Source organism: Sphingomonas oligoaromativorans, from assembly GCF_011762195.1.
Classification (GTDB): Bacteria; Pseudomonadota; Alphaproteobacteria; order Sphingomonadales; family Sphingomonadaceae; genus Solisphingomonas; species Solisphingomonas oligoaromativorans.
The window spans coordinates 764,715-777,935 of record NZ_JAASQK010000001.1; the positions used below are offsets into that span (position 1 = coordinate 764,715).

Annotated in this window: 12 protein-coding genes; 7 read left to right on the forward strand and 5 right to left on the reverse strand. The window is 68.8% G+C overall.

The window, feature by feature from the left end; all coding sequences use genetic code 11:
* The first annotated feature begins 108 nt into the window (after positions 1 to 108).
* On the forward strand, positions 109 to 468 hold the full coding sequence (locus tag FHS98_RS03650; protein ID WP_167099930.1) for a hypothetical protein: 360 nt from the start codon (positions 109 to 111) through the stop codon (positions 466 to 468).
* A gap of 17 nt (positions 469 to 485) precedes the next feature.
* On the opposite strand, the gene FHS98_RS03655 is transcribed toward FHS98_RS03650, so the two are convergent.
* Positions 486 to 1,478, reverse strand: a complete 993-nt coding sequence (locus FHS98_RS03655) for an alpha/beta hydrolase (protein ID WP_167099932.1) — start codon at positions 1,476 to 1,478, stop codon at positions 486 to 488.
* A 198-nt stretch (positions 1,479 to 1,676) separates the two neighbouring features.
* Here FHS98_RS03655 and guaB point away from each other — a divergent pair, with 198 nt between their 5' ends.
* From guaB to FHS98_RS03670, 3 genes are read left to right on the forward strand one after another with little or no spacing between them, the layout of a single operon-like run.
* A complete protein-coding gene (guaB, locus tag FHS98_RS03660; RefSeq protein WP_167099935.1) occupies positions 1,677 to 3,134 on the forward strand; it encodes an IMP dehydrogenase in 1,458 nt (485 codons plus the stop codon).
* 6 nt (positions 3,135 to 3,140) lie between these two features.
* Complete coding sequence (locus tag FHS98_RS03665; protein WP_167099938.1) at positions 3,141 to 4,298, forward strand: RsmB/NOP family class I SAM-dependent RNA methyltransferase; 1,158 nt, start codon at positions 3,141 to 3,143, stop codon at positions 4,296 to 4,298.
* A gap of 32 nt (positions 4,299 to 4,330) precedes the next feature.
* Entirely contained in the window at positions 4,331 to 4,870 is a 540-nt protein-coding gene (locus tag FHS98_RS03670; protein ID WP_167099941.1) for a tetratricopeptide repeat protein, read from the forward strand.
* A gap of 41 nt (positions 4,871 to 4,911) precedes the next feature.
* On the opposite strand, the gene rsmA is transcribed toward FHS98_RS03670, so the two are convergent.
* The 4 genes from rsmA to FHS98_RS03690 all read right to left on the reverse strand — a co-directional run bounded on the left by rsmA (position 4,912) and on the right by FHS98_RS03690 (position 10,496).
* Entirely contained in the window at positions 4,912 to 5,739 is an 828-nt protein-coding gene (gene rsmA / locus FHS98_RS03675) for a 16S rRNA (adenine(1518)-N(6)/adenine(1519)-N(6))-dimethyltransferase RsmA (RefSeq protein WP_167099944.1), read from the reverse strand.
* Positions 5,736 to 6,737 carry a 4-hydroxythreonine-4-phosphate dehydrogenase PdxA gene (pdxA, locus tag FHS98_RS03680; protein ID WP_167099947.1) on the reverse strand — a complete coding sequence of 334 codons (1,002 nt, stop codon included), beginning with the start codon at positions 6,735 to 6,737 and terminating at the stop codon, positions 5,736 to 5,738. The genes rsmA and pdxA overlap by 4 nt, the downstream gene beginning before the upstream one ends.
* Positions 6,734 to 8,086, reverse strand: a complete 1,353-nt coding sequence (locus FHS98_RS03685) for a peptidylprolyl isomerase (RefSeq protein WP_167100380.1) — start codon at positions 8,084 to 8,086, stop codon at positions 6,734 to 6,736. Before FHS98_RS03685 ends, pdxA begins: the two co-directional genes overlap by 4 nt.
* 112 nt (positions 8,087 to 8,198) lie before the next feature.
* Entirely contained in the window at positions 8,199 to 10,496 is a 2,298-nt protein-coding gene (locus FHS98_RS03690; RefSeq protein ID WP_341786016.1) for an LPS-assembly protein LptD, read from the reverse strand.
* Between the two features lie 281 nt (positions 10,497 to 10,777).
* Here FHS98_RS03690 and FHS98_RS03695 point away from each other — a divergent pair, with 281 nt between their 5' ends.
* The 3 genes from FHS98_RS03695 to ndk all read left to right on the forward strand — a co-directional run bounded on the left by FHS98_RS03695 (position 10,778) and on the right by ndk (position 13,220).
* Positions 10,778 to 12,244, forward strand: a complete 1,467-nt coding sequence (locus tag FHS98_RS03695) for a leucyl aminopeptidase (RefSeq protein ID WP_167099952.1) — start codon at positions 10,778 to 10,780, stop codon at positions 12,242 to 12,244.
* A gap of 21 nt (positions 12,245 to 12,265) precedes the next feature.
* Positions 12,266 to 12,694, forward strand: coding sequence for a DNA polymerase III subunit chi (locus tag FHS98_RS03700; RefSeq protein ID WP_167099955.1), 429 nt, complete (start codon positions 12,266 to 12,268; stop codon positions 12,692 to 12,694).
* A gap of 103 nt (positions 12,695 to 12,797) precedes the next feature.
* Positions 12,798 to 13,220: a nucleoside-diphosphate kinase gene (gene ndk / locus FHS98_RS03705; RefSeq protein ID WP_167099959.1), complete on the forward strand. Its 423-nt coding sequence runs from the start codon at positions 12,798 to 12,800 to the stop codon at positions 13,218 to 13,220.
* Position 13,221 lies beyond the last annotated feature (1 nt).

Genomic DNA, 13,221 nt, shown 5'->3' on the forward strand with positions numbered 1-13,221 from the left:
AGGTAGCAGAGGGAAAGGCGCCGGGGGAAGGGGCGCGCGCCCGCAACTTGTGCTATGCCGGGCCGGCGGGCGGGAGGTACTCGCTCCGCTTGATCGGGAGGCAAGGACATGAGCTTGTTCGATACGCTGCTGGGCAAGGCCGGGAATATCGATCTGGGGGCGCTTGCGCAGCAGGTCGGGCTGAACGAGAACGAACTGCGCAACGGCGGAGAGTCGCTTCTCTCCAAGCTCGCGTCCGGCGAGCATGATGCGGACAGCGCGACGGCGGCCGCCTCCAGTGAGACGGGGATTTCGGCCGACAAGCTTCAGGCGCTGCTGCCGGCCCTGTCGTCGGCCTTCGGCGGCGAAGGCGAGGGCGGTCTCTCGGGCATCGGCGCGAAGCTGAGCGGGCTGCTCGACCGTGACGGCGACGGCAGCCCGCTCAACGACATCACCGGCTTCGCGAAGGGGCTCTTCGGCAAGAGCTGAGCCTTCGCCCGGCGCGCTCAGCCCTGATGATGGGTGGCCCAGCGCAGGAACTGCTCGGGCCAGAGTGCGCCTGGATTGTCGTCCGGCAGGTGCAGGCCGAAGCCGTGGCCGCCATGCTCCAGCAGATGCGCCTCGACCGGCACCTTCGCGGCGCGGCAGGCCATCATCCAGTCGATGCTGCACGCGACGGGCACGGTATCGTCGTCCAGCGCGTGGACGAGGAAGCAGGGCGGCGTCTTCGCATCGATATGGCGCAGCGGCGAGCGCGCGGCGACCAGCTTGGGCGACGGGTTCGGCCCGAGCAGGTGATCGCGCGAGCCGGCGTGCGTCTCGGGCGTTTCCAGCGTCGTCACCGGATAGATCAGGCCCGCGAAATCCGGGCGGGCCGAGAGACGGTCCGCCTCGTCGACGGGGGTGTAGACCGGTTCGTCATGCGCGGTGACCAGACTGGCGGCGAGATGGCCGCCCGCCGAGAAGCCGACGATGCCCACCCGACGCGGATCGACGCCGAAGCGCGTGGCGTTGGCGCGGATCAGGCGCATCGCGCGCTGGGCGTCCTGGAGCGGCACGTTGGCGCGGTTGGCCCAGCCTTCGGCCGGCAGGCGATAGCTCAGCACGAACACGGTGTAGCCGCGCGCGGTGTAGAAATGGGCGACGTCGAGCCCCTCATTCTGCACCGACAGGAACTCATAACCGCCGCCGGGGATCGAGAGCAGCGCCGCGCCGTTGGGGCGGCTCGGCCGGAAGACGTGGATGGCGGGAGTCGCGACGCCGCGCACCCACAGCTCGCGATGGCCCGTCGAGCCGTTCATGGTCGGCTTGAGCACCGGCGGCGTGGCGGGCATCCCCGGCGGGTTGCCGGGCCAGAGCGCGATGCTGTGCGCGGGCGGCCAGATCGGCGCGGAGGGATCGCCGGCGGCCGGCGTCGGAGCGGGGTTTTCGGCGCGCGCGGCGCCGGCGAGCGCAAGCGTGGCAACGGAAGCGATCAACGCACGGCGATCGACGGTCATGAAAGCAACATCCTCCGAATGGACGGCGAGGGGGAGGCGCGAGGACCGGCTGGCCGCGCCCGGCGCGGACCATGCTCCCCATGGCCAGCGCTGCCAAGCCCCGCGCCCCAATTCGTTCAGGCGTCTGGAAAGCTGGCGGATGCCGCCCTATAGGAGCGCGACGACTCCCGCCCCCTCGCCAGCGAAAGACGTCACACCATGGAAATCCGCCTCGGCCTCACCTTCGACGACGTGCTCCTCCAGCCCGCCGAATCGGAAGTCCTGCCCAGCATGGCCGACACGCGGACCTTCGTGACGAAGGAGATCGGCCTCAACATCCCGATCCTCTCGGCGGCGATGGACACCGTGACCGAGGCCGACATGGCGATCGTCATGGCCCAGCTCGGCGGCCTCGGCGTGCTCCACCGCAATCTGACGGTCGAGGAGCAGGCCGCCGCCGTCCGCGCCGTGAAGCGCTATGAAAGCGGCATGGTGGTGAACCCCATCACCATCGCGCCCAACGCCACGCTCGCGCAGGCGCAGGAGCTGATGGTGCGTCACCGCATCTCGGGCATCCCGGTCACCGAGGCTTCGGGCAAGCTGGTCGGCATCCTCACCAACCGCGACGTCCGCTTCGCCGAGAACCCGAACCAGCCGGTCGCCGAGCTGATGACCGCGCAGAACCTCGCGACCGTCCCGCTCGGCACCAGCCAGGACGAGGCGCGCCGCCTGCTCCACGCCCGCCGTATCGAGAAGCTGCTGGTGGTGGACGGCGACTATCGCTGCGTCGGCCTCATCACCGTGAAGGACATGGAGAAGGCGGTCACCTATCCGTCGGCCACCAAGGACGCCGCCGGCCGCCTGCGCGTCGCGGCGGCCACCACGGTCGGCGACAAGGGCTTCGAGCGCACCGAGGCACTGATCGACGCGGAATGCGACCTGATCGTCATCGACACCGCCCACGGCCACAACAAGGATGTCGCCAAGGCGGTCGATCGGGTGAAGCGCCTGTCCAACACCGTGCAGGTGATCGCGGGCAACATCGCCACCGCCGAAGCCGCCAAGGCGCTGATCGACGCGGGCGCGGACGGCCTCAAGGTCGGCATCGGGCCGGGCTCGATCTGCACCACGCGCGTGGTGGCGGGCATCGGCGTGCCGCAGCTCACCGCGATCATGGACGCGGCGGCCGAAGCCAGGAAGCATGGCGTGCCGGTGATCGGCGACGGCGGCCTGCGCACGTCGGGCGACATCGCCAAGGCGCTGGCGGCGGGCGCGTCGACGGTGATGGTCGGCTCGCTGCTGGCCGGCACCGAAGAGGCTCCGGGCGAGACCTTCATCTATCAGGGCCGTGCCTTCAAATCCTATCGTGGCATGGGCTCGGTCGGCGCGATGGCGCGCGGCTCGGCTGATCGCTACTTCCAACAGGACATCAAGGATCAGCTCAAGCTGGTTCCCGAGGGCATCGAGGGTCAGGTGCCGTTCAAGGGGCCGGCGCGCGACGTCATCCACCAGCTCGTCGGCGGCGTGAAGGCGGCGATGGGCTATACCGGCTCGCACACCATCACCGAGCTTCAGGAGCGCGCCCGCTTCGTGCGGATCACCAATGCGGGCCTCAAGGAAAGCCACGTCCACGACGTCGCGATCACCCGCGAGGCGCCCAACTATCCGACGCGCTGAGGCCGCATGACCCCGCAGGCACGCGCGCAGGCGGCGATCGAGATTCTCGACGAGGTGGTCGCCGCCGCCCGCGACGCCGGGGCGGCGGCGGATACGATCGTCCAACGCTATTTCAAGACGCGCCGCTATGCCGGATCGAAGGACCGGCGGGCGGTGCGCGAGCTGGTCTATGCGGCGATCCGCCGGGCGGGCGATCTGCCGGAGACGGGCCGTGCGGCGATGGTCGCGCTGGCGGATGAGCGCGGGGAAGTCGCGGCGCTGTTCGATGGTTCGCCGCGTGGGCCTGAGCTGATCTCGGCGGAGGAGCCGCGTGCGGCGGCCGGTGTCGCGCCGGCGTGGCTGGGTGGGCGGCTCGACGGGCTCGGGCTGGAGGCCCGCGCGCCGCTCGATCTTCGGGTGAACCGCCTCAAGGCCCGGCGCGGGGATATCGCGATCGAGGGCGCGGTGCCAACGCCCCATGCGCCCGACGGCCTGCGCCTGCCCGAAGGCGTGCAGGTCGAGCAGCTTCCCGAATGGGCGGGCGGCCTGATCGAGGTGCAGGACGAGGGCAGCCAGCTCGTCACGTTGGCCTGCGCGGCCAAGCCTGGCATGACGGTGATCGATTTCTGCGCCGGCGCGGGCGGCAAGACGCTTGGGCTGGCGGCGGCGATGGAGGATCGCGGGCGACTGATCGCATCGGATGCGGATCGGGCGCGGCTCTCCCGCCTCGCGCCTCGGGCAGAGCGGGCGGGCGTCACCATCGCTGAGACGCGCCTGCTCGACGGTGGGCGCGAAGGCGATGCTCTGGACGACTTCCGGGATGCCGCCGATCTCGTGGTCGTCGATGCGCCCTGCTCTGGCACCGGCACATGGCGGCGCAACCCGGAGGCGCGCTGGCGGCTGACGCAGGCGCGGCTCGATCGCGTTGTGGCGCTCCAGTCGCGGCTGCTGGACGTCGCGGCGGGGCTGGTGAAGCCCGGCGGCACGCTGGTCCACATCGTCTGCTCGCTGCTCGACGAGGAGGGCGCTGGGCAGGCGGAGGCCTTTCTGGCGCGCCATCCGGGCTGGACCGCACGGCCGGTTTCGCTGCCCGCCGGTGAGGCGCGAGGGCCGGGCATCCGCCTCACGCCGGCGGCGAGCGGCACCGACGGCTTTTTCGTCGCGACGCTCGTGCGGCCGTGCTAAACCCCGATACAAGTCCTTTATCGGAGAAGCTGATGCGTTTCCTGCCCGTTGCCGCTGCCGCCTCACTGGGTCTTCTCGCGGTATCGAGCGGTAGCTACGGCCAGAAGCCGGACGACCAGATCAACCCGCGCTCGCTGACCATGCAGAAGCAGGGCGAGGCGGCGCTGGCGGCGGGGAATTATGTCGCCGCGAACGATGCGCTGGAGGCGTCCGTCGTCGCCGATCCGCGCAACCGGGGCGCGTTCGTCGCGCTCGGCCGCGTCGCGCAGGCGCAGCAGCTTCCGGGCAAGGCGATCCGCTATTACAAGGATGCGCTGCTGCTGGAGCCGAACGACATCGGCGCGCTGGCGGGTGAGGGCGATGCGCTGGTGCAGCGCGGCGCGGTCGATCGCGCCAAGGACAATCTCGCCCGCATCAAGACGCTCTGCAAGGGTGACTGCACCGCCGCGACGACGCTCGCCGCCGCGATCGCCAAGGGGCCGCCGCCGCTCGTCCAGACCGCAGCCAGCGACAAGGTGCCGCCCGCGACCAAAGGTCAGGCCGCGACGACGCCGCCTTCCGGCAAGAACTGAGCGAAAGGAGGCTCGGCCGCCGAGAGCCGGGCCTTTCCCTTTCAGGACAGCGCGCGGGCCAGCGCCACGAACTCATCCACCGAGAGCGTCTCGGGCCGCCGATCGGCCGCGATGCCCAATGTCGCCAGCGCATCGAGCGCGTCGGGCGTGCCCTTGAGGCTCTGGCGCAGCATCTTGCGGCGCTGGCCGAAGGCGGCGCCGGTAAGCTGGGAGAGCTTCGCCGGATTGACGCCCTCGGGCATCTCGCGTGGCTCGATATGGACGACGGCCGACATCACCTTGGGCGGCGGCACGAAGGCGGAGCGGTGAACGTTGAGCGCGATCGTCGCCGAGCTGCGCCACTGGGCAAGCACGGCCAGGCGACCATAGGCGTCGCTGCCCGGCCTGGCGACGATGCGCTCCGCCACTTCCTTCTGGAACATCAGCGAGAGCGACGACCACCATGGCGCCCACGCCTCGCTCTCCAGCCAGCGGACCAGCAGCACGGTGCCGACATTATAGGGCAGGTTCGCGACGATATGCGCGCCGTCTCCGGCTTCCGCGCGTTCGTCCACTTCCAGCGCATCGCCTTCGATGACGCGCAGGCGCCCCTCCGCCGCTTCGCCCAGTTCCGCAAGCGCGGGGAGGCAGCGGCGATCCCGTTCCACCGCCGTCACCTGCGCACCGGCGCGGAGGAGGGCGCGGGTCAGCCCGCCGGGGCCGGGGCCGACCTCATAGACGCGCTGCCCCTCCAGATTGCCCGCCACCCGCGCGATGCGGTCGAGCAGTTGCGGATCGAGCAGGAAATTCTGCCCCAGCGCCTTGGACGCGGAAAGGCCATGCCGCGCGATCACCTCGCGCAGCGGCGGAAGCCCGGAAAGGTCGGTCATGCCGCCTGCGCGCGCCGTGCGGCTGCTTCGCCGGCCATGCGGATGGCGGCGATGGTGGCGCCGGGCTCGGCCTTGTCCTGGCCCGCGATGCCGAAGGCGGTGCCATGATCGGGCGCGACGCGGACGATCGGCAGGCCGAGCGTCATGTTCACGCCCTCATCGAAATGCAGCGTCTTGAGCGGGATCAGCGCCTGATCGTGAAAGGTGCAGAGCGCCGCATCGTACAGCGCCCGCGCGCGCGGATGGAACATGGTGTCGCCGGCGAGCGGCCCGACGATGTCGATGCCTTCCTCGCGGAGCTGTTCCACGGCGGGGATGAGGATATCCAGCTCCTCGCGGCCCAGCGCGCCGCCCTCGCCGGCATGGGGGTTGAAGCCGGCCAGAGCGATGCGCGGCGATTCGATGCCGAAATCCCGCTGCAACCCCCGCGCCGTCACCCGCGCGCGGGCGGTGACGAGGTCGACCGTCAGCAGTTCGGGCACCTGCGCCAGCGGCACATGGGTGGTGATGCAGACGGTCCGCAGCGTCGGCCCGGCCAGCATCATCGCGACATTGGCCGGCGACACGCCGCAACGCTCGGCGACGAACTCGGTCTGGCCCGAATGGGTGAAGCCGATCGCGTATAGCTCGGCCTTGGAGACCGGCCCGGTGACGATCGCGGAGGCCGCGCCCGATCGCGCGAGCCCGACGGCGATCTCCAGGCTGACGATGGCGCAGCGCGCGCCCGGCATGTTGGGCTGGCCGGGGACGATCTCGCCCGCATCCTCCACCTCCATGATGGGGAGCGCTTCGTCGAAGCAGCCGAGCGCATCGGCGGGCGTCTCGATCTTGCGGAGCGGGCCGTCCCACACGATCGCGATCGAGCGGGGGTCGCCGATCGCGAAGAAGGGCTGCAACCCTTCCTCGCGCCGGCGCATCCAGGCCTTGGCGAGAACCTCAGGCCCGATCCCGGCCGGATCGCCGATGGAGACGGCGATCGGCTGGAGCGTGTCGCTCATCGGTATTCGATCACCGCGTCACGGCGCAGGTCGCGCAGATAGCGACGGGCGCGCAGGTCGACGCGCTCCTGCTCCATCTGGTTGTAGATCTGGTCGAACGACGGCTTGCCCGCCACCTCGGGATCGTCGCGGCCGCAGAGCACCAGCACGCGCACGCCCTCGGTGACCGAGCCGAACGGCGTCGTCGCCTGGCCGGTGGACATCGCGGTCATCTGCGTCTGGAGCACGGGCGGAAGATCGCGGATGCGGATATTGTCGTTCTCGACGACATCGGCATCGAGCTTCGCCGCGACATCCTTGGCGCCGCCGCAGCCACCCATCTTCTGGGTCGCCTCGGCGAAGGCGGCCACGCGCGGGCCGGCCTGATCCTGCGTGGTGCCCTTCGGGAAAGTGATCGTCATCTGCTTCAGGCTGAGCACGGCGTCGCGCGGATCGGACATCAGCACCTGACGGGTATCCTGCACGGCGATGATCGAATAACCGCCGGGCACCGCGATCGGCGGGCTCACCGTGCCGGGCTGCATCTCCGGCAGGATCTGGGCGATGGCGTCGGGCAACTGCTCGGCGCGGACCCAGCCGAGATCGCCGCCGACGGCCGCGGTCGACGCTTCCGAATATTGGCGGGCATAGGCGACGAAGCTGCCGCCCTTACGGATCTGGTCCATCACGCGGTCCGCGTTGGCGTGGACCTGCGCGTCGGTCTGCGGCGTGGCGGAGAGGAAAATCTCGCCGACATGATATTCCTTGGCGCCCTTGGACGCATTGAGGCGCGCGATGACCTGCTTCACCTCGTCGTCGCCGACGTTGACGAAGGGCTGCACCTTGCGATCGAGCAGGCGCTGCCAGGCGAGTTCGCCCTCGATCTGACGCCGGATCGAGTTGGCCGACGAGCCCTTCGACTTCAGGAAGGCGGTGAACTGATCGGGCGTATTCTTGAACTGGCCGGCGACGCGCTGGAAGGTCTGGTCGATGTCGCTCGACGGCACGGTGACGTCGTTGGACTTCGCTTCCTGGATCTGGAGCGTCTCGTCGATCAGATTGCGCAGCACCTGAAGGCGCAGCCGGTCGCGTTCTTCCGTGCTCACCTTCTGCCCGTTCGCGGCAAGCACCAGATTGAGGCGCTGGTCCACGTCGGTGTCGGTGATGATGAAGCCGTTGACGATCGCCGTCGCCTTGCGGATCGTCGGATCGAACTTGCCGAAGACGGCGACGTCGTTGGGCAGGTTCAGCGGCGTGTTCTCGCCGCCCGTGCTGTCGTCGTCAGCCTGTTGTTGCGCGAGGGCATAGCCACCACCCGCCACGATCAGGCCAGCGGCCAGGCAAAGCGCCGCCAGGCGCGGCTTGAGCATCCTTGTCTGGAAAATCACGCTGTCCTCAGTGTCCCGCCCGTTGCGTCAGCCCGGCCACAGCCACTGACGCGGCATACGGCGAGCATGTCGCATCTCCTCTATGAATGCAGGCTTAGCGTCCGAGGTTCTTGAACGCCAGCCGGAACTGGATCGTGTTGCCCCGCCGCGCATCGCCGACCGCCGTATAGTCGCGCCGCCAGTTGACGCTGAACTCGAAGCAGTCATCCTCATAGGCGAGGCCCACGCGCGAACGGACCGGATCGATGCCGGCATCATCGGCGTCCAGCGTCGGCCCCAGCACCGGATCGCTGCTCTCGCCGCTAAGGTCGAGCGTGGTCGAACCGAACAGCGACCAGCGCTTGAGGATCTGGAGGCGGGCGCCCAGCCGCAATTCCTCGTGGTCGCGCAGATCCTCGATGGCGTTGCTGATATGGCGGTTGAGCTTCAGATAGCCGACCTGAAGATAGGTCTGCTGGTTGCCCAGCGTCGCGTCGATCTCGTTGCGGCGGATCGCGAAGCTTTTCCTGTCGACGCGGAACCGGTGCGAAAGGCTGATGAAGCTGCCATAGCGCAGCGTCGTGCTGCCGACGATGTCGGACGTCCTGCCGGAAAGGCCGGTGCCGTCGGGAAGGATGCCCATCCCCGTGATGCCCGAACCCTGCGAGATGTCGGATGGCGTGTAGAAGCGATAGCTCTCGCCGACCTGCGAGCGCAGCGAGAAATGCGGCAGGTCGAGCGCATATTCCACGCCGTAGGTGACGCGCGCGCCATCCTCCCACCGGTCATAGCCGGGGAAGCGGTTGAGGGCGAAGAGGTTGGAATCCTCCAGATCAATCGCGCGGGCATCCTCGTTGGGGATGGCGAGGTTGCGGGTCGGCGGCGAGCCGACCACCTGCACGCGCGGCGTGATCCGCTGCGTGCCCGACAGGAACTCCCCGATGAACGGCCAGCGCACGTCCATCGCCAGCGCGCCGATGCCGCGGCCCTTCCAGCCGGGCTCGCCCTGATAGATCACGGTCGACGTCGCGAGATTGTCGTCGCTGTGATAGACGTCGCCGCGGCCATAAGCGGTGAAGGTCACCTGCTGGCCGAGCGGGGTGAGCAGCCACTTCTCCCACTGCGCGCTGACGAAGGCGCGTTGGGTGTCCTGCCCTTCGAGGCGGGTGATCGCCAGCGTGTTGGCCTGAAAGGTGAAGGTGCCGCCCAGCAGATGCTCCGGCACGCGGAGGCGATAGTCGAGCGCGGGCAGCGCGATCGGCTGGGTTTTCTGGCGCACGCCGGGCACCATCGTCTCGAATTCCCAGCCGGCGATCGAGAGATAGCTGTCCGAATCGATCCTCTCGGCCTTGAGCGTCGAGCGCAGGCGGTCGTCGTAATTGATGTCGTAGCGGCGCAGGAAGGTTTTGTCGGTGACGGCGCGGATCGATCCGGTCAGCGTCCAGTTCGGCCCGAGCTGATAGGTGCCGTTCGCCTCGATATAGCCGCGGAAATCGCGCGAGCCGGGCGCGGTGTCGTTGGCCGAGCGCGTGCTGTCGGTCGCATAGGCCTGCACCCGCCATGCGCCATGGCTGTCGAGCGAGCGATATTCCGCCTCCAGCATCGGCAGCACCGAAGTGAAGACATAGGGCGTGATCGTCAGGTCGCGGTTGGGCGCGAACTGGATGTAATAGGGGGTCGCGACCTGGAGGCCGTTGCGGCCGTTATAGCTGATGTCCGGCACCAGCAGACCCGAGGAGCCGCCCTGGCCCGAACCGTCCGGGTGGGAGAAGGCGGGCAGCCACAGGATCGGCACACTGAGGAAGGTGAGCCGCGCGTCGCGATAGGAGATGCGGTGCTTGGTGGGGTCATAGACCACGCGCGCGGCGGTGATCTTCCAGATCGGATCCTTGGGGCAGCCCTTGTTGTTGGTCACGTCGCAGGGCGTGTAGGCCGCGTGGGTGAGCGTGTAGATGCCGTTCGCCCGGCCGCCCGTGGTGGCCGCCATGCGCCCGCCATTTTCGAGCACCAGCAGCAGATCCTCGATCACGCCGTCCTTCAGCGTATCGGTGAGCTGGAGATCGCGGCCATAGGTGATGTCGCCCTGCGGATTGGCGATGGCGACGTTGCCCATGGCGTGGACTTCGCCGGTGTCGCGGTCCCACTCCACCTTGTCGGCGCGCAGGCGGTTGCCCTGCCGGATCATGCGGACATCGCCGGACGCCGTCACCACATGGGACTTGTAGTCATAATCCAGCGTATCGGCGGTGAACGCGACCTCATTGTCGCCGAGCGGCGTATTGCCGCCCGCGATGCCGAAACTCGAAGTCGTCGACGGGCGCACCAGCGCCGGCCTTCCGTCCGCCTGCGCGCCGAATGCGCCGCCGGCGACCGTCGGTTCCGGCGCGGCGGGGGCGTTTTCGGACGGTGCCACGGTCTGCGCATGGGCGGTGGCCGAGGCCAGCGCAAGGACGAGCGGGAGCGCGGTGGCGAGCCCTTGGCGGGAAATCGATCTGGTCGGGCTTAGAAAATTCACTGGTCCCCCGGTGCCCGGACGGCAACGCTTTTTCGCGCCTATCGCATTGCCACAGCCGCTCCGCAATGTCCCCCGCGTAACGATGCGGTGGCCCGCAGGGGTGGCGCGGGACGGGGAGGCTTGCCATATGCGCCGTCAAGGCGCCCATTGGTGCCGCATATGGAGGTTTCATAACAACGATGAACGTGCGCTTCGCAGATCGTCGCCCCGAGGGAGCCTATGCGCTCGCCCTTCCGCAGCAGTCCGGCCAGGCTGACGCCGATCGACTCACGTCGCTTCTGGGCGACGGCGCCGCGCTGGTCCGACAGGCCGCGACGGCGCAGCGTTTCGAGGGCGATGCCGGTTCGGTGGTCGAGGCTTTCGCGGCCGAGGGCGCGGGCGTGCGGCGCGTGCTGCTCGCCGGGCTTGGCGATGCCGATCAGGATGCGCTCTATGAGCGCGCCGGCGGGGCGCTGGTCGCCAAGGTCCAGATGTCGGGTGAGAAGACGCTCGTCGTCGATTTCACCGGCCACAAGGGCACCGCCGAGCGCGCGGCGCGCCTCGCTTATGGCGCGTTGCTGCGGAGCTGGCGCTATGACGTGTATCGCACCAGGCTGAAGCCCAGCCAGAAGCCGAGCCTCGACGAGATCGTGATCGTCGGCGCGGGTGAGGGCGCCGAAGCAGCCTGGGCCTCGCTCAAGGCGATCGCGGACGGCGTGGCCTTCACCCGTGAGCTCGTCACCGAGCCCGCCAACATCATCTATCCCGAAAGCTTCGTGGAGCGCTGCCAGAAGCTCAAGGAGCTGGGCGTCGAGATCACGATGCTCGGGCCTGAGGAGATGGCGAAGCTCGGCATGGGCGCGCTGCTCGGCGTGGCGCAGGGATCGCGCCGCCCGGCCCGCCTGCTGGCGATGCGCTGGAAGGGCTCGGACGCCGAGCCCGTCGCCTTCGTCGGCAAGGGCGTGACCTTCGACACCGGCGGCATATCGATCAAGCCGGCCGCCGGCATGGAAGACATGAAGTGGGACATGGGCGGCGCGGGCGCCGTCGCCGGCGCGATGATGGCGCTGGCCGGCCGCAAGGCGAAGGCCCATGTCATCGGCGTCTGCGGCCTCGTCGAGAATATGCCCGACGGCAATGCGCAGCGTCCGGGTGACGTCGTGACGTCGATGTCGGGCCAGACGATCGAGGTCATCAATACCGACGCGGAAGGCCGCCTCGTCCTGTGCGACGCGATCACATGGGTGCAGAAGACCTATGGCGTGAAGACCGTCATCGATCTCGCCACGCTGACCGGCGCGATGATTATCTCGCTTGGCCATGAGCATGGCGGCCTCTTCTCGAACGACGACGGCCTTGCCGACAAGATCCTGTCCTCCTCCAAGGCTTCGGGCGACACGCTGTGGCGCTTCCCGATGGGCGACGCCTACGACAAGCTGATCGACAGCCCGATCGCGGACATGAAGAATGTCGGCCCGCGCTACGGCGGCTCGATCACGGCGGCGCAGTTCATCAAGCGCTTCGTCGAGGACGGCGTGAAGTGGGCGCATCTCGACATCGCCGGCATGGTCTGGGCGGCCAAGCCCGGCGCAACGTGGGACAAGGGCGCGACCGGTTTCGGCGTGCGCCTGATCGACCGCTTCGTCGCCGATCACCTCGAAGCGTAAGACGGGCGGGTATCGCGGCCGATGCAGGTCGATTTCTACCATCTCGGCCGCGACCCGCTCGACCGTGTCCTCGCCAGCATCGCCACGCGCGTGCTGGCGGGGGGCGGTCGGCTGCTCGTCGTCACGCAGGATGACGGGCAGGCGGATGGTATCGACCGCGCGCTCTGGGAAACGCAGCCTGACGGCTTCCTTCCGCATGGCCGGGAAGGGGCGGACCAGCCCCTGCTGATCGCCGCCGACTGCGTACCCGTGAATGCGGCGCGGCATGTGGCGCTGATCGACGGCATCTGGCGTGACGAGGCGCTGGGTTTCGAGCGCGCCTTCCACTTCTTCGACGATAGCTCGATCGAGGCGGCGCGGGGCGCATGGCGCGGCCTCAAGGGGCGCGATGGCGTCGAGCCGCGCTACTGGAAGCAGGACGAGGATGGCCGCTGGGGCCAGGTCGCCTAGAAAAGCGCACCATGGCGATAGCGGCGCGGCCTTGCTTCCGGGCGCCCGCGCGACTAGAGGGGCGCCACTTTCCACCCCGTAAATTTATGGAGCCCGCTCGGCCATGTCGACCGAACGCACCTTCTCGATCATCAAGCCCGATGCCACCCGTCGCAACCTGACCGGCGGCGTCACCAAGATGCTGGAGGATGCCGGCCTGCGCGTCGTCGCGTCCAAGCGCATCCACATGACCAAGGAACAGGCCGAGGGCTTCTACGCCGTCCACGCCGAGCGTCCGTTCTTCAACGACCTCGTGTCGTTCATGATCTCCGGCCCGGTGGTCGTGCAGGTTCTCGAAGGCGAGAACGCGATGGCCAGGAACCGCGAAGTGATGGGCGCCACCAACCCGGCGAACGCCGACGAGGGCACCATCCGCAAGGTTTACGCGGAGTCGATCGAGGCCAACACGGTCCACGGTTCGGACAGCCTGGAGAATGCGGCGATCGAGATCGCCTACTTCTTCAAGCCGGAAGAAATCGTCGGCTGAT

Excerpts from the sequence above, each read along its gene's own strand:
- rsmA (WP_167099944.1), bottom strand. The coding sequence starts at position 5,739 with ATGACCGACCTTTCCGGGCTTCCGCCGCTGCGCGAGGTGATCGCGCGG.
- FHS98_RS03650 (WP_167099930.1), top strand. The coding sequence starts at position 109 with ATGAGCTTGTTCGATACGCTGCTGGGCAAGGCCGGGAATATCGATCTG.
- FHS98_RS03700 (WP_167099955.1), top strand. The coding sequence starts at position 12,266 with ATGCAGGTCGATTTCTACCATCTCGGCCGCGACCCGCTCGACCGTGTC.
- FHS98_RS03665 (WP_167099938.1), top strand. The coding sequence starts at position 3,141 with ATGACCCCGCAGGCACGCGCGCAGGCGGCGATCGAGATTCTCGACGAG.
- guaB (WP_167099935.1), top strand. The coding sequence starts at position 1,677 with ATGGAAATCCGCCTCGGCCTCACCTTCGACGACGTGCTCCTCCAGCCC.
- FHS98_RS03695 (WP_167099952.1), top strand. The coding sequence starts at position 10,778 with ATGAACGTGCGCTTCGCAGATCGTCGCCCCGAGGGAGCCTATGCGCTC.
- FHS98_RS03670 (WP_167099941.1), top strand. The coding sequence starts at position 4,331 with ATGCGTTTCCTGCCCGTTGCCGCTGCCGCCTCACTGGGTCTTCTCGCG.
- FHS98_RS03685 (WP_167100380.1), bottom strand. The coding sequence starts at position 8,086 with ATGCTCAAGCCGCGCCTGGCGGCGCTTTGCCTGGCCGCTGGCCTGATC.
- ndk (WP_167099959.1), top strand. The coding sequence starts at position 12,798 with ATGTCGACCGAACGCACCTTCTCGATCATCAAGCCCGATGCCACCCGT.
- FHS98_RS03655 (WP_167099932.1), bottom strand. The coding sequence starts at position 1,478 with ATGACCGTCGATCGCCGTGCGTTGATCGCTTCCGTTGCCACGCTTGCG.
- pdxA (WP_167099947.1), bottom strand. The coding sequence starts at position 6,737 with ATGAGCGACACGCTCCAGCCGATCGCCGTCTCCATCGGCGATCCGGCC.